Origin of the sequence: Emticicia sp. BO119 (assembly GCF_013912375.1) — a bacterium.
Classification (GTDB): domain Bacteria; phylum Bacteroidota; class Bacteroidia; order Cytophagales; family Spirosomataceae; genus Emticicia.
The window spans coordinates 290,665-311,426 of sequence record NZ_JACETV010000004.1 but is presented as its reverse complement, the minus strand read 5'-3'; the positions used below and the strand labels follow the sequence as shown (position 1 = coordinate 311,426).

Genomic DNA, 20,762 nt, shown 5'->3' with positions numbered 1-20,762 from the left:
ACCACTATGAATAAGTCAGTAACGGTTGAACAACACAAAGGTTGGAAGAAATCATCAGACAATGTATCATTACCAGAAGTACACGGCAGTATAAATATTCCTGACAAAGGAGGTTTCTGGAAAAAGTTTTCGGCATTCATCGGGCCAGGATTGATGGTAGCCGTAGGGTATATGGATCCGGGAAACTGGGCTACAGACATTGCCGGAGGTGCCAAGTTTGGTTATACCCTACTGTCGGTTATTTTAATATCTAATTTATTTGCCATGCTTTTGCAACACCTTTCATTAAAGTTAGGTATTGCCACAGGCAGAGACTTAGCACAGGCTTGTCGGGATGCTTATTCCAGGCCTGTTTCGTTTGTTTTATGGATTTTAGCCGAAGTGGCCATTGCGGCCTGTGATTTAGCAGAGGTAATAGGCGCAGCAGTAGCATTAAATTTACTTTTTGGTATTCCGCTTACTTATGGTATTGTTATCACAGCTATTGATGTAATCTTCATTCTGTTTTTACAGAACAAAGGTTTTCGTATCATTGAAGTAATAGTAGGTGGATTGATTCTTATTATTTTATTATGCTTTGGTTATGAAATTATTGTCTCAAACCCTGAGTGGTTTGGAGTAGCCAGGGGCTTAGTACCTGATGCACAAATTGTGGTGAATCCTGAAATGCTCTATATCGCCATCGGGATTCTGGGCGCAACAGTAATGCCACATAATCTGTATTTACATTCAAGCATTGTGCAAACACGTAAAATTAAGAATACAAGCGCAGCCAAAAAGAGCGCTATTAAATTTGCTACGATTGATTCTACGGCTTCATTATTTATCGCCTTCTTTATAAATGCGGCTATTCTGATAATGGCTGCTGCAACATTCCATTTCTCTGATAATCAGCACGTGGCCGATATTACCGATGCCTATCACCTGCTCGACCCGATTCTTGGTGTAAAACTGGCCGGTTTGTTTTTTGCGGTAGCCCTTTTAGCAGCAGGACAAAACTCTACCCTGACAGGTACACTGGCCGGACAAATAATAATGGAGGGTTTTCTGAATATCAAACTCAAACCTTGGCTTCGCCGATTAATTACTCGTTTAATTGCGATTATTCCTGCTTTGATTGTAGCCATTATCTATGGCGAGCGGGGTACTTCTGACCTACTGGTACTTAGTCAGGTAATTTTATCCCTGCAATTAAGTTTTGCTGTAGTGCCTCTGGTAGCTTTTACATCAAGCAAACTCAAAATGGGTGAATTTGTGAACTCAAATCTGATAAAATATACTTCGTGGATAGTGGCAGTTATCATTATTTCCTTAAATGCGTATCTGCTTTTTGATACTATTTTTTAAAATTTTTTATGTATCTTTGTAGGAGTAGGAATCGTATTCTTACTCCTTTTTTTATCCTGCTTATATCCTGTTCAATTCTTCATTGTTTTGAATTAAGTATCTACTTTAACTGTTAATTACCTGAGTTTTTAATATCTTAGGTAGCCCATGAAACAATGGCCAAGCAAATAATCGTTAATAAACATTTGTGTGCTGTTGTATTGTTAAATAGTGCTTATTTTTATTTTTAATCCATTATCTGAAGATGACAGAAGATATTTTTTCAACTGAAACCACCTACTTTGCTGATGTAATTTTGCCCGTACCTATTCCACGTATGTTTACTTACCGCGTTCCACGCCATCTGGCAACTGATATTAAAATCGGGGCAAGAGTGATTGTACAGTTCGGCAGAAATCGAGTTGTAACTGCTGTAGTCGGAAAAATTCATACTAAACCACCCGAGAAATATCAGGCCAAGTACATTTTAGAATTGTTAGACACTGACCCCCTCATCACCCCTTCACAATTATGGCTTTTTGACTGGATCGCCGAATATTATATGTGCTGTATTGGCGAGGTAATGAATGTAGCCGTTCCGTCGGGTCTGAAAGTAAGCAGCCAGTCAAGGATACAGGCAAATCCTGACTTTGATCACCCTGAATTATTAGAAGAAAAAGAGGTGGAATTTTTAGAGATTCTTAAAATCCATACTTCTCTTACCTATGACGATGCCATCAAGTTTGTGGGCGAAAAGAATATCAATCCGATGATTAAATCATTGATCGGTAAGCACGCCATTATTATGTATGAAGAGGTAAAAGAAAAATACAAGCCGAAAATCGCCAAGAAAATACGCCTGAAAAGAGTTTACGAAGGGAGTGAAGAAGTGTTGAATCTGATTGATTCGCTTACCAGATCACCCAAGCAACAAACGGTTATTATGGAGTATCTCCGAAATATCCCCATAAATGAGTTGTCAGAAAAAAATCATCAAGGTGTAGATAAAACACTTTTTACACAGGGTGAAACCTCTGATTCTGCCCTGTCAACCTTATTAGATAAAGGTATTTTAGAACAATTTGAAGTAGTTGTTTCACGCTTTGGTGACGAAGCACCTGATGAGCCATTAAGAATAGAATTAACTAATACTCAACAAGTGGCAAGTGATGAAATTATGCAACAATTTTCTGAGAAAGACATTGTGCTGTTGCATGGTATCACGGGTAGTGGTAAAACCGAAATCTATATTGATTTGATTCAGAAAGTATTAGATGGCGGTTCGCAGGTACTTTATTTATTGCCTGAAATTGCTCTGACAACCCAGATAGTTGTAAGGCTCAAGCGGGTATTTGGTGATAAAATGGGGGTATATCATTCTAAATTTTCTGATAACGAACGAGTAGAGGTATGGAGGGGCATTGTAGACGGAAAATATCAGTTTGTAGTTGGTGTGCGCTCAGCAATATTCTTACCATTAGATAACTTAGGTTTAGTGATTATTGATGAAGAGCACGAAACTTCTTATAAGCAGTTTGACCCTGCTCCGCGGTATCATGCCCGTGATGTAGGTATTATGCTGGGTTTAAAACAAGGAGCAAAAATACTACTCGGTTCGGCTACACCATCTATCGAAAGCTATTACCAGGCACAAATGGGTAAATATGGGTTGGTAACACTTAACCAACGGTATGGCGAAGCACAATTACCTGATATTATGCTGGTGGACTTAAAAGCAGAGCGAAAAGCTAAAACCATGAAGAACGACTTTTCGAGTGTACTCTATAACCAGATTCAGCAGAATTTAGCAAATAAAGAGCAGACCATTATTTTTCAGAACCGAAGGGGTTATTCACCCTATCTTAATTGCCAGGAGTGTAACTGGGTATCTGAATGCCAACAATGTGCCGTGAGTTTGACTTACCATATGCACTCCACTGAGTTAAGATGCCACTATTGTGGGCATAAAGAGGAAATACCAAAGGTTTGTCCGGTTTGTGGTTCGGGTAAATTGCGCACGATTGGTTTTGGAACAGAGAAACTCGAGGAAGACCTGAAAGCAATGTTTGACACTGCACGGGTTCAGCGCATGGATTTAGATACTACACGTACCAAAAACGCCTATCAGAATATCATTACTGAATTTGAGCAGGGAGGAACAGACATTCTGGTAGGTACGCAAATGATTAGCAAAGGACTTGATTTTGACCAGGTGAGTCTGGTAGGAATTTTCGATGCCGACCGCATGATTCATTTCCCTGATTTCAGGGCTTCGGAGCGGGCTTTTCAGATGCTGACACAAGTAAGTGGAAGAGCCGGACGACGTGCCAAAAAGGGACTGGTGTTGATTCAGACTAATGACACCCAGCAATCTTTATTACAAAAAGTAGTAATTAATGATTATCAGGGATACTATACACATGAAATAGCCGAGAGAGATAGCTACTTTTATCCACCGTTTACCCGGATCATTTCAATTACCTTAAAACATGAAGAACAGGAAAAAGCAGAGAAGGCAGCCCATTGGTTAGCCGAAAAACTTCTGGAAAAATTAGGTAAAGCCCGGGTATTAGGCCCTGAAAAATCGCTGATTGAAAGAATACGTAATAAGTTCTTATTTGATATTATGCTTAAACTTGAAAAAGACAAGCTGAATATCAAAGCTGCCAAAAGCTTTTTAAGAGAAAAAATAGACGAACTGCATCAGCAAAAAGAACATAAAGAGGTGGACGTAGTGGTTGATGTTGATGCTGTATAGCACACATCTTTTCAGGCTTATTTTAATGACTGTAAACGTTCATTCGGCTGACATTTACAGTCATTAAATAAAAAAATTAAATGGGTTTTTCAGGTGTTTGTTTTGCCAGAAAATATTTTCTTTACATTTGTCTTTATTCAAACGCCTATTAAATATGTCTCAGCCTATAACCCGTATATTCGATTTATTAACCGAATCGATTGCCCAGTACAATAAACCCGATGTTTTTGCTTCTAAACTTCAAGGAGAATGGGTAAAAATCTCAGCCAATGAATTTATTGACAGTATCAATCAGCTTAGCTATGGTTTTTTAAAGTTAGGTGTAAAAAAGGGGAATAAAATTGCCATTATTTCTGAAAGCCGCCCTGAATGGAATATTGTTGACTTTGGGATTCAGCAAGTAGGAGCAATCAGCGTTCCTTTATATCCGAATATTACGGTTGAGGATTATAAATACATTTTTCAGGATGCCGACATTACCTATGTGTTTGTAGGTGATGAAACCTTATTGGAAAGAGCACAAGAAGCCGCTAAGACAGCTCCGGGTATTAAGGCAATCTACACTTTTGATAAAATCAAAGGGGCTAATTACTGGAAAGATATAAGTGAAAATGAGGATAAGGAAAATAAATCAAAAATAGAGACCATTAAAAAGTCTATTAAATCTGATGATTTACTCACATTGATTTATACCTCCGGCACTACTGGCAAGCCGAAAGGTGTAATGTTGACACACAACAACATTATCAGCGACTTTGAAGGTTGTAAAGATTACTTCCCGATTGACGCTGAATGTCGTGCCTTGAGTTTTCTGCCATTGAATCATGTGTATGAGCGTATGGTATTGTATCTGTATATGCGCTTGGGAGTATCTATTTATTATGCCCAGAATATGGGTACAATTGCAGAAGACCTTAAAGATGTAAAACCTCAAATATTTACGACTGTACCTCGTCTACTCGAAAAAGTCTATGATAAAATAGTAGCCACGGGTTATGGATTAAGTGGCTTAAAACGCCGTATCTTCTTATGGGCATTAGATTTAGGGCTTAAATATGACCCTAATATGGATGGTGGCTGGTGGTATAATCAACAATTAAAGCTTGCTCAGAAATTAGTTTTCAGTAAATGGCAGGAAGCCCTCGGCGGCAATATAAGAATGATATGTTCGGGGGCTGCAGCTCTGCAACCTCGTTTAGCCAGAGTTTTCTGGGCAGCGGGTATTCCGGTTTCAGAGGGTTACGGTATGACTGAAGCCTCGCCTGTAATTGCTACCAATCGTGTAAAACCTTTAGATTTAAGAATTGGCACAGTAGGCCCTGTTATTGACGGTGGCACGATAAAAATAGCCGACGATGGCGAGATTCTCTACAAAGGCCCTAATGTGATGGTAGGTTATTATAATTTACCTGAACAAACCAAAGAAGCTATTGACACCGACGGCTGGCTTCATACAGGCGACATTGGCACTCTGGTAGAAGGAAAATTTCTGAAAATAACCGATCGTAAGAAAGAAATATTCAAGACATCAGGGGGCAAGTATGTAGCGCCACAGGTATTAGAGAACAAAATAAAGGAATCGGTTTATGTAGAGCAAATCATGGTTGTTGGTGAGGGACAGAAATTCCCGGGGGCATTGATTATACCGGAATTTGCGGCATTAAAAGAATGGGCTAAATCAAAAAATATCCCTTATGCTTCTGATGCCGAAATTGTAAAAAATAATGATGCAAATAAACTGATTATGGAGGAGGTAAATCGTTTTAATAAAGAATTTGCACCCTATGAACAGGTAAAAAAAATAGCGTTATTAGCTACTCCCTGGACGATAGAAAATGGTGAAATTACCCCAACCCTTAAACCTAAGCGAAAGGTAATCATGAATAAGTATAAAAATTTGATTGATGCGATGTATGAATAAAATCTCCTGACAGGCTGCGTTTCTTTGAATGTTTAAAAACTTACCAGATTGAGAATAGTCGTAAAAATACGGCCTTACCTTAGTTTTTAAATACCAGAAACACACACTACATAATAAGTCGTACGCCATTTAATTCTGAAACCCGATAGGGGAATTTATCACTTGGAGCACTTATAAACATAAAATTATTAGGGATTTTCCATTTTTCGCTCAATTCCTGAATTAACTCAGGCCCAAACTTACCTTCTACCTCGATATATTCTAAGTCAATATCGGGGTATGCTCTATCCAAAGTCCGAAAATCGTTCATGAATTTTTCATCTACCTTTTTATTCTTATCAATCACAGTCACAATTTTTAGTCTTTTTGTAATTTCGTTTTCTTCAACATACATAATTACTTTATTGAGTAATGCTATATTATCTCCTTTTGAAAAATACACAAACTCCTGCATTGATAGTTTATTGATGGTTCTTGTTATCTTTAGTTCGATATATCTTACGTTCTTTTTGAAAGACTCAAAAAAAGTACGCATCAAAAACAAAAAGTATTGCAATACATAATTTCTATTTAAAAAAAGAGAAATAACGAGAATAGTCGGAATAAAATACTGTAGAAAAACAACCAGATATTTAGGATGTAATTTGACATTTCCGTATATGGCAGCTAAAATAGCCAGAATGGCAATCACTACTACAAAAGGTTGGGCATATTCGGGTCTTGGAAGTTTTTCTCTTTTTACTTTTAATAAAAAATTACCTACACCAAAGTATGCCATTACTAAAAGAAAGGATATGGTATATACACCTGCCAATGGTTCTAACTCTCCCTTTGTTATCCACAAAACAGAAATACACAATAAAAAAAACACGACTAATATTCTTGGCGAAGAGCCTTTACTATTTTCTTTTATTAAAAATTGCGGCAGAATTCTATCTAAAGTCATTCTTTTCATTAATCCCGCAACACCCACGTAAGAAGTAAGAACAGCACCGCTTAATACTAAAACAGCATCAATTGAGATAAGTGTTGCCAATGTTGAACCACCTGTGACACCTCCTAAATGAGATAAAAGAACCTCCTGGTGTTCTTTAACTGCCGAAATCGGAACTACCGTTATAATAGCAAGCGCCATTAGCGGATTGATAATACTTACGGCAACCCACATATTCCTCAGGGTTTTTCTAAATACCCCTTTATCTTGTTCTTCAATAAAATTAGCAGAGCTTTCGAAACCCGATATGCCAAGCATAGCTGTACAGAATCCGAAAAAGAGGGCCACCGGAATACTACCTTTAACGGGTTCTTTAAAATTCAGTTCTGAAACAGAAAAACCATTGTTCAACACAAACCAAACCGCACTAAGAATCAATAAAATCATTGATAACATATGAACAGTAAAAATAAATATAGCTACATTAGAAGATTCCTTTATGCCTGAAATAATAAGAACAAGGAAGAAAAATAACAAACCTACAGTTGCCCATATAACTGGTGTTGACTTTACTAAACTATGCAGATAATGCATGGCCTCAGTTGCAGATATTACGGCCGTAGCCATATAGGAAAGAATAGTAAGACATGCGGCAACAGACGCATTGCTTTTAGAGGTAGTATTGAGTAGAATGTTGTAGGCTCCTCCGTTAAGTGGTAAAGCGCCGACGGACTCCCCATAAATTTTTCTGAAGAGATATAAAACCCCAGCTACTATGATTAGTGAAATCCAGGCGTATTGTCCGGCATATAAGATAGACAACGCCGAAACATATAAGCAGGAAGAGGTAATATCGTTTCCACAAATAGCGGTAGCTGCAAATTCACTTAACTTTTTATGTGCGTTCATATATAGGCATCTTATTTCATGTGAATATCGTGCTGAGGGAATGGAATGACGATTTTATGTTCTTTAAATTTTTCAAATATACTGAATCTTAATTCACTCCTTATATTTTCGACCCTAAACAAATCATTTGTCCAGAAAAAGACCGAAAAGAACAAGGCAGAATCACCAAATTCTGTGAATCTTACAAAAGGCCGGGGTTCGGGCATGACGGCACTATGCTCACTTACCAATTCAACCAGAATTGCTTCTACTGCTCTTATATCTGTACTATAGTCAACGTTGGCTTTTACTTCGAAGCGTGAAATTGCCCCTAAATGAGTCCAGTTCTGAATATGATTTGAGGTAAGCATTGAATTAGGAAGAATAATATATTTATCGTCGCGTGTGAGGGCTGTGGTAGTCCGAAGGTTAATTTCGCTGATCTGGCAAACAATTTCATTTACCTCAATAATATCACCAACTTTTATTGATGCATCAACAAGTAAAATAATACCAGATATAAAATCTTTAAAAAGTGTCTGCAAACCAATACCCAGACCGACTAAGAGTGCAGCTGAGCCTGCCAGAATTACAGAAATATCTAATCCAAAAATATTAAAGCCATAAACAATAGCAAATATCAGAATGGCATATTTAAAAAGGTTAAAGAGAGAATACTTTTTTCCTTCATCAATTTTTTTAGTCCGGTAAATAGCCCTTTTTACTGTATGAATTACAAATATAGTAAAGAAGAATAAAAGAGCGATTCCAAGAATAGATGACACTCGTAGGTCGAATGCTCCGATTTTTATAATAGAATAATTAAGGATTTCCTGAAGGTTCATAAGGTTTGTATTTAATTATCAATCAGAAAACAGATATTCCTAAAATTGATCAATTTCAACCAGAGAGTTGGCATTTTATGCATTTACCCATGCAAAGTAGCATTATTTATTTTTTCTTCAAATTTAGATATATATAATGTTCTATTTTTTCTTTTCTTATTATTATAGCTTGTTTTGCTACGGCTTGTTACTTAGGTCTTGCAATTATGGCCTTACTACCTATATATAGGCGTGTTTTACAGATATACCTATTGATAGGTCTTTTGTAAATTTTTGCGCTTCAGGAGTTTATAATAAGGTTAGACTTATTAATTCAATATAAAAGCTCAAGACTGAATATTATATTTTGATATCTAATCTTCTATTCTTTAGAATTATCCGGTATAAACAATACTGCATCGGCAATCACAGCTCCATCCGCACCCTGATTAGTAATTTCAAGTGTATTCCCGAATCCTCTTTCGAAAAAAAACTCCCCTACATATAGCCAATCGCTTTCTGTATTTTGCGGTTTCAGCATTACAGTTTCTTTGCCTGAATTAGTTAAGATATTGACCTGGATTTGCTTGGATAGCTGTTCGAGGTGTGGGAAATAGATATAAACCTTATACTTCTTTGTAATAGGAATGCCGGGATTATAAATAACCGATTTTTCTTCTGCTCCTTTCGATTCATCAAGCAGGTAGTTTTTACCGTATCTTCCATAGCCTTTTGGCGCAACCGTCCAGTTTCCATTTAGTTTTACCTGATAATAATCATTATCCACCAGTATCTCAGCCTGACTTTTATTGGCTAATGGATTGCCATTTAATTCATGTTGCAATTTTTTAACGTCAATTTCATGTAAACCTATATTCGTATCAATCGCCACATTAGCAGCTGTCGCAGCCGATTGCCCTAATACCATAAAAACAGGCTCCATACGGATAGACCCATAGGCGATATGTGTGGCCGACAAACAAACAGGAACCAGAAGATTCGTGCATTCAGTCCTTTTAGGCAAAATAGACCAATAAGAAATCGGATACGGAGGTAAACCGCCCAAACCCTGCTGCACATCGCCCTCATTCTTTACCATCCCATTCACTACTATTCGCTGGCAATTATGTGAATCCATCGTATAAGCCGCCATGCCTATGCCGTCTCCTGCGGTTTGTCTGCCTTCGCAATGATGTTCAGTCATCACATATTCTCCTATCATTCTGCGGGCTTCTCTTACGTACATCTGCTGACTAAAATGATTATTCTCTATATATTCATCTTTCGGATACCCCCATTTCTTCATCTCTGTTCTCAGATGCTCCGGCACTCTTGCGTCATTGCCTAAGAAATACAGAAACCCCTTGATATAATCTTCATGCTTCTGCTGAATCTTCTGACGAGTTGCATAATTTGCTTCTGGATAATTGTAGTTTTCCCCAATCATATCTGTAGAAAAAGGCCCGGAATTATTAATATCTGTCTTCCGGTGCGGCATCGGCTGAATGTGCATCAATGCCCAATTTAATTCCTTAGGTTGTTTCTTTTCTATATAACGTAGTAATAACTCATATTTCGAGGCATCATAATTAGCAGGCTTTATAATAGGAAGCTGATTTTCAATACTATCTGTCAGACAAAGCCTGAAATTATAGGTTTGTACTTTCTTATCTCCTGATCCTGTTTTTGCCAGTTTCTCATTACTGATTCCCCAAAGCAATCCACTTGCCGGATTCCCGGGTACTATATAAGGGTCAATACCATCAGGAAACTGATGTTTATCTAACAATTGTACCCCATTCCATTTTTCATCATAGACCAAATTGGCTTCCCGACCTATCGTATAACTCACCCCTGCTTTCGCCATCAAGTCTCCTTCATAGGTGGCATCAATAAAAACCTTTGCCTGAATCCATTGGTTTGATTTACCATTTTCTACCAGAATTTTTTCAATCTTAGTTCCGCGCTTTTCAGCTTTCTTTAAATGATGCTGATAAAGCACCTCTACATTGGCTTCTTTGATATATTGCTGAAAGGTCTTTTCAGCTACAGATGGCTCGAAAGTCCATTGCTCGAATCGGCCATAATGTTTGCCGATTCTTCTATAAAAATCTCTGGCTATACCTGTAATAGCATATTTATTTCCAATATCTGTTTGCCCAAGTCCTCCCGAAGTCAATCCACCTAATCTTCTGGTGGGTTCTATTAATACGACTGTTTTTCCATACATTTTGGCAGTGTAGGCAGCTATTACACCTGCTGATGTTCCGCCATAGACACATACATCGACAGATTTGACCTGTGCTAGGCAACAACTTGATAAGAAGAGGAATAATAGGAGTGTTTTCATAAAAAAGTCACATTTATTCTCAAAAATAGAATTTATTTTCGTTACTCTTTGTAAGTAACGAAATGAGTATTATAAAATTTATTCCCTTAAATAATATCCTTTCGATTTAGTATATTTGAAACCTGTCTATTCTTTTTCGTGTTATTGAAAAATAAAGAAATCGCGCCTAAAATATGCCCTCGCAAACCTTAGAGTTAAAAGCCGTCGGAGCTTTTCCAAAATTGTTTTTAGATTATATCACAAAAAACGAAACGCTTGCTACTTTTTATAATCAATTTCCTGACATTGAAGGATTCCGAAAAGCTATTCAATCAAGAGTTTTCACCCAGAAAAAGCGTCAGATATTGGTAGATGCCTTAGAAAGACAATATGCAACGCTTGATTCTAAACCAGACTTCTCTCCTCTATTAGATGATAAAACCTTTACAGTAACCACAGGCCACCAGTTGAATATCTTTACCGGTCCGCTTTATGTGATTTACAAAATTGTAACCATTATCAACTTAGCTAAGAAACTAAAAGCCGAGTTTCCGGATTATAATTTCGTACCTGTTTATTGGATGGCAAGCGAAGACCATGACTTTGAGGAGATTTCTGTTTTTAACTTATTTGGTAAAAACTATAAATGGGAAACTACGCAGAAAGGGGCAGTAGGACGTATGAATCCGGCAGAATTAAGGGCGATTTGCGATCAGATACCTGAAAGAGTAGAATTTTTCCAGAATGCTTATCTGAATCACGGTACGTTGGCTAATGCCGTACGATGTTATATGAGTCATTTGTTTGAGAGCGAAGGCTTAATTTGTTTAGATGCTGACGACGCAGCATTGAAATCTGTTTTCAGCCCGATTATTAAAGACGACCTACTACAAAATACAGCCAATAAAATCGTCACTGAAACGTCCGAACAACTTCAGTCTACGGGTTATCATACCCAAATTACTCCAAGAGAAATCAACTTTTTTTATCTGGAAGACGGCCTCAGAGAAAGAATTGTTAAAGAAGAGAGCAAGTATAAGATCCTTCACACGAATATTACATTTTCAGAAACTGAAATCCTGCAACTGGTAGATAGTAACCCCGAAAGATTCAGCCCGAATGTGGTTTTAAGGCCATTATATCAGGAGACTATTCTACCTAACCTGGCCTATATCGGTGGGCCATCCGAAGTGCCTTACTGGTTACAGTTGAAAGGGATTTTTGACCATTATCATGAGCAGTTTCCCCTATTGATGCCACGTAATTTTGCCTTGATTGTGAATGAAGCCAGTAGAAAGAAAATAGATAAACTTGGTATTACCACAGAAGAGCTATTTGCCGATGAGGTAATACTCCGTAAGAGTTTTGTTGAAAAGAATTCAAGAAAATCATTAAGTCTTGCTTTTGAGATTGATGAAATCAGCGATATTTTTGAGCGTATTCTTAAAAAAGCCTTGATTATCGAGGCAACTATGAAAGGCCCTGTAGAAGCCGTAAAAGCCAAAAGTATTCATTCTTTAGAACATCTTGAAAAACGCATCAAAAGAGCAGAAGAACGTAACCAGGAAGGCTCGGTGACTCAGCTTTTAGCTTTGAAAGAAAAACTGTTTCCAGGCGGAGGGCTACAGGAAAGAAAAGAAAACTTCCTGAATTTCTATCTGAGCGATAATCTATTTATCAAAAAGCTTTTAGATACTTTAAATCCACTTGATTATAGTTTTAATGTGATAGAGATATAAATGAATCGAAAGCCCAAATATACGGGCTTTTTTTACTTTCAAACTCCTTTACTACCTCTCATCATTTTACACTTCTTGTGTTTTTCAATAAAAAAATCAAAAAACACTTGCTTTACTGAACACCGTTCATTTTATTTGTACTGTTAATTAACATAAGATCAGTATAGATGGGGATTACCGAAAGAAAAGAAAGAGAAAAAGCCGAAATGAAGCGACTCATTATGGATGCCGCCCGTAAGCTTTTTATTGAACAAGGATTTGAAAAAACAAGCATTCGTAATATTGCCGATGAGATTGAGTATAGCCCCGGAACCATTTATCTGTATTACAAAGATAAAAGCGAATTATTGTTTGATTTACATCAGGAATCGTTCCAGAAGCTTATAGAACAATTTCAACGCGTGTTAAATATCAGAGACCCCTTTGAAAGATTAATCACAATGGGGCGATATTATATGCAATATGGTTTTGAGAATCCGGAGTTATATGAATTGATGTTTCTGATGTCATCTCCTATTGAAACCGTTGAGTGCCGTGAAGAAATATGGGAAGATGGACACGTTGCTTTTGATATGCTTCGCAATATTGTCCGGGAGTGTATTCAGGCAGGATACTTTAAAATTGATGATGTAGAGGGAACTTCAATGATGATATGGGCAGCAGTACATGGCTTGGTAACAATTCATTTACGAAAACGCACGACTATGTTCCGTGAAGGAGAGCGTATTCCACGCCTGGAACATGCTTATGAGCGATTTGTAGAGCTAATAAAAGGAAAAATTTAGTTTAATCCTCACAATATTCATTAAAACAAAAGGCATGAATCCGGTTATAGAATTTTTTAAAGCCAATATTGGCAAATACGCAGCAGATATAAGTCCGTCGAGTTTAGGCAGATGGATGAACGGTAAACTGATAGCAGTAGAAGAAGGCTCGATTGAAGTAGAGTTTGTAGTAAGAGAAGAAATGACTAATCCGCTAAAAATTCTTCATGGAGGCACTGCTGCTTCTATGTTAGATGATGTAATGGGGATGACCGTTTATATGTTAGGCCGGGAGACTTTCTACACTACTGTTAATTTGAGCGTAGATTATCTTTCACCTGCGAAAGAAGGTGATACCTTGCTGGTAAAATCAAATATTATAAGGGCAGGCAAGACTGTAATTCATATTACAAGCACAATATATACTGCTGACAAGAAAATAGTAGCCAAATGTACTTCCAATATGGTAGCTACAGGCTTGAAAATTTAAGTATTTTTCCCCGTCTGCCAAAAGACGGGTTTATTTGGCACTTTTACTTAACACTGTTCATTAATTGAAAAAGCTTCAGTGAAATATGAAAAACCTAATTTTACTCTTAACCCTCTGCCCTATTTTTGCATTTTCTCAGGTTTCTTCACCTGTGCTTGAATCCTATATTCAGGAGGGGTTGAAGAACAATTTGGCTTTGCAACAAGAAACTTTTGAAATAGCCAAAGCGCAGGAAAATGTAAAACTTGCAAAGGCCAATTTTTCACCTAAAATTACTTTTGCCCCTACTTATACTGTAGCAGCAGGCGGACGCCGTTTGTCGTTTCCGGTAGGCGACCTGCTTAATCCGGTGTACTCTACGCTTAATGCACTGACTCATTCGAGTGTTTTTCCACAGGTAGAAAATGTCAATGAGTTATTAGCCCCCAATAACTTTCATGATACCAAATTCAGTTTTCAGTATCCCGTCTATAATACAGATATCCGGTACAATCTGCTTATCCAACGAGACTTGCTATCGGCACAGGAGGCTAAAAAACGAATCGTTGAAAACGAAGTGCGCTATAATATTACCATCGCTTATCTGCAATACCTGCAAACTTTAGAAGCGCAGAAAATCTTTTCGGCCTCTCGTTTAGTGTTGAGTGATTTTGTAAAACTGAATGAAAAATTAGTTAATAATAACGTTGCAACCAAAGATGTTGTTTACTCGGCTGAATATGAAGTTAGTAAACTTGACCAACAGGTTGCAGTAATGGATAAAAACCGATATACAGCCCAGGCGTATCTGAATTTTTTGATGAATCGTGATTTTGCTACTGAGATTGTTGCTGATACGATTTTTCTTGACGCAAATATACAGGTAAATATAGCTGATACACGTGAGCAGTCTATTGCTAACCGTCAGGAAATAAACCAGCTAAAGGCTAACATTCAGGCCAGTCAATCTGCCATCAAATTGCAGGAAATGAGTTCCTTAAGACCACAGGTATTTATAGGCGGGAATACCGGTTTTCAAGGTAAAGGATATACTTTTAAAGACCAGGCTTATGTTGTTGGCCAGATTGGATTAACCTGGGATGTATTTCATGGGCATGAGAAGAGAGTGAAGATTCAGCAGGCAAAAATTCAGAAGAATCAGTTGGAGACAAAACTGGAAGAAGTGCAAAAACAGATTCAATTACAGGTTTCACAAGCCTATTTTGAATTAGAAGCTGCACAAAAGACACTTCCAACAGCTAAAGATGGCACTATAAAGGCCGAAAAATACTTTAAAGTTGTTGATAGCCGCTACCGTAATGGACAAGCTATTTTAGTTGAATACCTGAGAGCGCAAAACGAAGTAATAACAGCCAAATTACAGGAGTCATTGGCAAAATATGACATTCTGTTAAAAAAAGCCATGTTAGATAAGGTAGCAGCAGTCAGATAATTTGATTATTTATCATAAACATAAGTAAATATGTTTTTTGCCATCTTTAATGCTATTCTTTTAGGTTTTATTTCTTTGATACATTTCTATTGGCTCGTAGGAGGCAGATGGGGAAGTTTTGTGGCCATACCTACCAGTAAAGAAGGAAAATCAACCTTTCAACCTGGTATGTTTGCAACACTCACAGTAGCCTTAGGTTTATTTTTTATGGCATTATTGCATATAGATAAAGCAGGATTAGTAGAATTAACTCTGCCAGATTGGATAGATACCTACGCTCTCAAAATTATAGCCTTTATATTTCTGATCCGGGCCATTGGTGAGTTTCGTTATATTGGTTTTTTCAAGAAAATCACAAATACTCCATTTGCAAGATCAGGTACTTGGCTTTATTCTCCACTTTGCCTTTTATTAAGTTTAAATGCATTACTAACCTCACTACAAATATGAAAAAAGTATTACTGATACAAGGGCACCCAGATAGTGAAAGTTTTAATTCTGCACTATTTGATGCTTACAAAAAAGGATTAACCCAATCCGGAGCAGACGTTAAAGAAATAATCATTAACGAATTATCCTTTGACCCAAACCTGCATTTCGGATACAGAAAGCGCACTGAATTAGAGCCAGATTTGGTGGATTCTATAGAGAAAATTAAATGGGCCGAACATCTCGTATTCTTTTATCCGGTCTGGTGGGGTTCGGTTCCTGCTTTGCTGAAAGGTTTTTTAGATAGAGTTTTTCTTCCCGGTCTTGCCTTTAAAAAGCGTGAAAATTCCCTTTGGTGGGATAAACTACTGACAGGCAAAACTGGTCATCTCATCAGCACACTTGACCAACCGGCCTGGTTCTATTGGTTTTACAATCGCAGACCTACTTATTATGCCATGAAACAAATGACACTGGAATTTTGTGGGGTAAAACCAGTGCGTACCACAACTATAGGCCCCTTGAGGCTCTCAAAAGACAGTTACCGTGAAAATTGGCTGAAAAAAGTAGAAAAATTAGGTTTTAATCAGAAATAAACAGACTTATATATGAAAACGAAATTATTTCCACTCATTTACGCTTTTGTGTTCCTTGTTTTGCTGAGTTGTGGGAAGAAAAAAGAAACCAAACAGGAAACTGAAGAGATTATTGCAGTTGAAGTGCAACCAGTTGGGAAAAAACCACTTAGCGAGCCTATTGTTGCCAGTGGTGTGCTATCATCAAAATCAGAAATGAAACTGGCATTTAAAACAGGAGGTATGATACGAAAAGTGTATGTAAATGAAGGTCAATTCGTTAAAGAAGGACAATTATTGGCCGAACTTGACTTATCAGAAATAGATGCACAGGTAAAACAGGCGAAATTAGGCCTTGAAAAATCGGAAAGAGATTTAGAGCGTGTAAAAAAACTTTATGCTGATGAAGCCACTACACTGACCAATGTACAAGATGCTACTACAGGGTATAATGTTGCCAAAGAAAATGTACAAGTAGCAGAGTTCAATCAGAAATTATCTAAAATCTATGCTCCTGCTAATGGTCGTATTCTTCGTAAAATATCAGAACAAGGTGAATTAATCACACCTTTTTCGCCAGTATTTATTCTGGGGACGGGCGAATCTGCCTATATCGTCAATGTAGGTTTAGCAGATAGAGATGTAGTAAAAGTAAAATTGGGCGATATTGCTAATATTTACTTAGATGCCTACCCCAACGAACCCTTTCATGCCCGAATCACCCAGATAGCACAAACGGTTAATCCGGCTACAGGTACATTTGAAGCAGAATTACAGATTCAGCCTAATGGTAAGAAACTTATTTCGGGCTTTGTAGCCAAAGCCGAAATTTCTTCAGGTAAAGGACCGGTTTCGTTAGTTGTTCCGGTGGAAGCATTGGTGGAAGCAGACAAAGATAAGGCGTTTGTTTACATACTGAATGCTGATAGACAGTCGGTCAGCAAAAACAACGTTGGTATCGGCGCGGTATATGGAAATGACGTGGCTATTTCTTCTGGTCTGGCAGAGGGTACACCTATCATTACCAAAGGAGCTAATTTCCTGAGCGATAAGAGTAAGGTAAAGGTTATAACCAAATAAGCCTTTCTTCAAGAATATTTATATGATTTTGTCTGGCTACGTTTGTTCATAGCCAATTAGTAGAAAAATGTGTCAATTGTAGATATAGGTCGCTAAAATCTAATTAGAAGCGGCAAATCAATACACTTAATTCATCATTAAAATGCGCCTTGCAGAATTTTCCGTTAAAAACTACCAGTTTACTATCATTATTTTTATAATGGTATTAGCCATTGGTATCAACTCTTTGTTGAATATGCCCAAAGCCGAAGACCCGACTCTGAAGGCAACTTTCAACAGCATCATAGTCGTATATCCCGGTACGTCTCCGGCTGATATGGAAAAACTGATAGTTGATCCGATAGAAGACCGTCTGGCTGAAATCAGCGATATTAAGAAAGTTACTTCAGTAGCAGATGAGGGAGTAGCCAGTGTTGTAGTTGAGTTTCAGCATAGTGTAAACACTGACGAAAAATACAATGAAGTGGTAAGAGAAATTAATGCTATTCGTAATACGCTCCCTGCTGATATTTATAGTGTTGATATTCTCCGCCAGACGCCTGAAGGTGTAAATATTATTCAATGTGCCTTATTATCTGAAACAACGCCTTATAAGGATTTAGAAAAAGAAGCCGAAAACCTGAAAGATGATTTATTGAAGGTGAAGTCTGTCAAAACCGCAGAAATCTGGGCTTTCCCGAAGCAACAGGTAAGAGTTTCAATTAATCTGGACAAAATGGCTCAGTTTCACATTCCGCTTAATAGAGTTTTAGGAGCTATTCAGTCTGAAAATGCCAATATCCCGGCAGGTAATATTGAAATAGGAACACGTAAGTTCAGCGTAAAAACATCTGGTAGTTACGAGAGTCTCGAAGAAATCAAAAATACGATTGTTAGTACTTCAGGCACAACTGTTACTTATTTAAGAGATATTGCCGATATTAAGTTAGATTATGAGGAAGAAAGTTATATTGGGCGTCTGAATGGTAAACGTGCGGTTTTTGTCACAGCAACAATGAAAGCCGGAAGTAATATCTTCAAAACCGGGGAACAAATCCGCCCGATTATCGATAATTTCAAAAAGAGCCTGTCTCCCAATATCAGATTTGAACAAAGTTTTGATCAGGTCAAGAGTGTTTCCACCCGTTTGTTGGGGTTAGCCAGAGACTTCGGCATAGCTATTCTTCTGGTTTTAATCACGCTGATTCCTTTAGGTTTCAGAGCCTCGTTGATTGTAATGATTTCAATACCCTTATCATTAGCTATGGGATTAACCATGCTCGATTTAGCCGGTTTTGGTATTAACCAGCTAAGTGTGGTAGGTTTAGTAATTGCTTTAGGCTTATTGGTTGATGACTCTATTGTGGTTGTTGAAAATATTGCCCGTTTCCTAAGGACAGGAATGTCTCGCACGGAAGCTGCTATTGAGGCTACCAAGCAGATTGGGCTGGCTGTATTGGGCTGTACCGCCACCTTGATATTTGCATTTTTACCTCTCTGTTTTTTACCAGAATCTGCCGGAGAATTTATCCGCAGTTTACCGATGGCCGTTATCACGACTATTATCGCCTCTTTATTTGTTTCATTAACTATCGTTCCGTTTCTGGCAAGTCAGTTAATGCCAAGAGAAGACCATGGCGAAAATGTAGTTTTACGATTAATGAAACGAGGTATTGAAGGTTCATATCGTAAGATTCTACACGTAGCATTAGCGCATCCGATTATCAGTCTTTTAATGGCTCTTGCTATTTTTGTGGGTAGTTTAACCTTGATTCCTATTGTTGGAACCAGTGTATTCCCCCGCTCTGAAAAACCACAGTTTTTAATCAATATCGAGACACCATTGGGCACAAATATGTCGGAGACGAATCAGGCTGCCCGTTTTGTGGAAAACGAATTAAGCAAGAATGAGATAGTAAAAAACTATGCTACTAATGTAGGCAAGTCTAACCCCCGTATTTATTACAATATTATTCCTATGGGGGGCACAAGAGCAAATTATGCACAGATTTTTGTACAGTTACAAGATAAAGTAGAAGTACCTGAAAGAGAACAGTTTATTGATGAATTAAGAGGCAAATTTGATTCTTACGCCGGAGCAAAAATCAGGGTAATTCAGTTTGAGCAGGGTCCTCCGGTAGAAGCACCTCTCGCAGTAAGAATCTTTGGTGAAAACCTTGATTCATTACGGTCGATTGCCTTTCGTGTCGAAAAAGCCTTTAAAGAAACCAAAGGAACTATCTACGTAAGCAATCCGCTATCTGCCCAGAATGTTGATTTACGTGTAAATATCAACAAGGACAAAGTAGGTATGTTGGGGATTCAGACAGTAGATGTTGACCGTACTATCAGAATGGGGATTGCCGGGATAAACATAGGCAGTTATAATGAAGGAGATAATGATGATATAGATATTAATGTAAGCCTGCCCCGCGATCAGTATGCTAATATGGACGTTTTCTCAAAAATGTTTGTTGCTAACCAAATGGGGAATCTGGTGCCATTAAAACAGTTAGCTACTGTTAACTTTGAGACATCTCCCAATAGAATCAATCATTATGATAAAGAACGATATACTATTATTTCCGCCTTTGTGCAAAGTGGTTTTCTGACACCTAAAGTAACTCAGGAAATAAGTGCTAAATTACAGGCTATGGAACTACCTAAAGGCTATGAAATAAAAATGGCAGGTGAAGTAGAGCGTTCACAGGAAACATTTGGTGGCTTAGGTACAATCATTATCATTACCATCTTCGGAATCATGGCAATTCTGATTCTTGAATTTAAAACTTTTAAAAGTACTATTATTGTATTATCGGTAATTCCTTTAGGCATGATTGGGGCAATTCTGATTCTGCTCTTTACAGGCAATACACTTTCTTTCACAGCTATTGTCGGCATTATTGCGCTGGCGGGAATTGAAGTAAAAAACTCTATTCTATTAGTTGACTATACCAATTATTTAAGAAAGGAGCAAGGTTTGAGCATCAATGCAGCTATTGAGGAAGCTGGTGAAACCCGATTTATACCTATTGTTTTGACAACCATGACAGCTATCGGCGGCTTGATTCCATTGGTGTTAGAACACTCTCCTCTTTATTCACCGTTGGCATTAGTTATGATTGGGGGGCTTATTTCTTCATTGATTCTAACCCGTATTGTAACTCCGGTTATGTACAAGTTATTGCCTCCAAAAATCTGATTTTCGTTTTCAGTCTCTGCAAAGAATTTTATAGAGACTGAAAATTTTCCTAAGTTTTTTGCAAGGTGCTATGTTTTATCTACCTTGCATTA

General features: G+C 37.7%; 14 protein-coding genes. 11 read left to right on the top strand and 3 right to left on the bottom strand.

Annotated features, from left to right (window positions below; translation table 11 throughout):
• Nucleotides 1-6: 6 nt before the first annotated feature.
• The 3 genes from H1R81_RS15225 (at nt 7) to H1R81_RS15215 (ending at nt 6,005) form a co-directional block, all read left to right on the top strand.
• Nucleotides 7-1,347, top strand: a complete 1,341-nt coding sequence (locus H1R81_RS15225; RefSeq protein WP_181841597.1) for an Nramp family divalent metal transporter — start codon at nt 7-9, stop codon at nt 1,345-1,347.
• Between the two features lie 244 nt (nt 1,348-1,591).
• On the top strand, nt 1,592-4,084 hold the full coding sequence (gene priA, locus H1R81_RS15220) for a primosomal protein N' (protein ID WP_181841596.1): 2,493 nt from the start codon (nt 1,592-1,594) through the stop codon (nt 4,082-4,084).
• A 154-nt stretch (nt 4,085-4,238) separates the two neighbouring features.
• Nucleotides 4,239-6,005 carry a long-chain fatty acid--CoA ligase gene (locus tag H1R81_RS15215; RefSeq protein WP_181841595.1) on the top strand — a complete coding sequence of 589 codons (1,767 nt, stop codon included), beginning with the start codon at nt 4,239-4,241 and terminating at the stop codon, nt 6,003-6,005.
• 106 nt (nt 6,006-6,111) lie between these two features.
• Here H1R81_RS15215 and H1R81_RS15210 read toward each other — a convergent pair whose 3' ends face one another.
• From H1R81_RS15210 to H1R81_RS15200, 3 genes are all read right to left on the bottom strand, one after another.
• A complete protein-coding gene (locus H1R81_RS15210; RefSeq protein WP_181841594.1) occupies nt 6,112-7,848 on the bottom strand; it encodes an APC family permease in 1,737 nt (578 codons plus the stop codon).
• Nucleotides 7,849-7,859: 11 nt separating this feature from the next.
• Complete coding sequence (locus H1R81_RS15205; RefSeq protein ID WP_181841593.1) at nt 7,860-8,672, bottom strand: mechanosensitive ion channel family protein; 813 nt, start codon at nt 8,670-8,672, stop codon at nt 7,860-7,862.
• 361 nt (nt 8,673-9,033) lie between these two features.
• Nucleotides 9,034-11,001, bottom strand: a complete 1,968-nt coding sequence (locus H1R81_RS15200) for an FAD-dependent oxidoreductase (protein ID WP_181841592.1) — start codon at nt 10,999-11,001, stop codon at nt 9,034-9,036.
• Between the two features lie 173 nt (nt 11,002-11,174).
• Between H1R81_RS15200 and bshC the strand changes: the two genes are divergently transcribed.
• The 8 genes from bshC to H1R81_RS15160 all read left to right on the top strand — a co-directional run bounded on the left by bshC (nt 11,175) and on the right by H1R81_RS15160 (nt 20,670).
• The gene (bshC, locus tag H1R81_RS15195) at nt 11,175-12,719 is read left to right on the top strand and encodes a bacillithiol biosynthesis cysteine-adding enzyme BshC (protein WP_181841591.1); all 1,545 of its coding nucleotides are present in this window, start codon (nt 11,175-11,177) and stop codon (nt 12,717-12,719) included.
• A 167-nt stretch (nt 12,720-12,886) separates the two neighbouring features.
• A complete protein-coding gene (locus H1R81_RS15190) occupies nt 12,887-13,504 on the top strand; it encodes a TetR/AcrR family transcriptional regulator (protein ID WP_181841590.1) in 618 nt (205 codons plus the stop codon).
• A gap of 34 nt (nt 13,505-13,538) precedes the next feature.
• Nucleotides 13,539-13,973 carry a PaaI family thioesterase gene (locus tag H1R81_RS15185; protein ID WP_181841589.1) on the top strand — a complete coding sequence of 145 codons (435 nt, stop codon included), beginning with the start codon at nt 13,539-13,541 and terminating at the stop codon, nt 13,971-13,973.
• Nucleotides 13,974-14,058: 85 nt separating this feature from the next.
• Complete coding sequence (locus H1R81_RS15180) at nt 14,059-15,405, top strand: TolC family protein (RefSeq protein ID WP_181841588.1); 1,347 nt, start codon at nt 14,059-14,061, stop codon at nt 15,403-15,405.
• A 30-nt stretch (nt 15,406-15,435) separates the two neighbouring features.
• Nucleotides 15,436-15,855: a DUF3995 domain-containing protein gene (locus tag H1R81_RS15175; protein ID WP_181841587.1), complete on the top strand. Its 420-nt coding sequence runs from the start codon at nt 15,436-15,438 to the stop codon at nt 15,853-15,855.
• Nucleotides 15,852-16,430, top strand: coding sequence for an NAD(P)H-dependent oxidoreductase (locus tag H1R81_RS15170; RefSeq protein ID WP_181841586.1), 579 nt, complete (start codon nt 15,852-15,854; stop codon nt 16,428-16,430). Before H1R81_RS15175 ends, H1R81_RS15170 begins: the two co-directional genes overlap by 4 nt.
• Before the next feature lie 12 nt (nt 16,431-16,442).
• Complete coding sequence (locus H1R81_RS15165) at nt 16,443-17,489, top strand: efflux RND transporter periplasmic adaptor subunit (protein WP_181841585.1); 1,047 nt, start codon at nt 16,443-16,445, stop codon at nt 17,487-17,489.
• Between the two features lie 142 nt (nt 17,490-17,631).
• Nucleotides 17,632-20,670: an efflux RND transporter permease subunit gene (locus H1R81_RS15160; protein WP_181841584.1), complete on the top strand. Its 3,039-nt coding sequence runs from the start codon at nt 17,632-17,634 to the stop codon at nt 20,668-20,670.
• Nucleotides 20,671-20,762 lie beyond the last annotated feature (92 nt).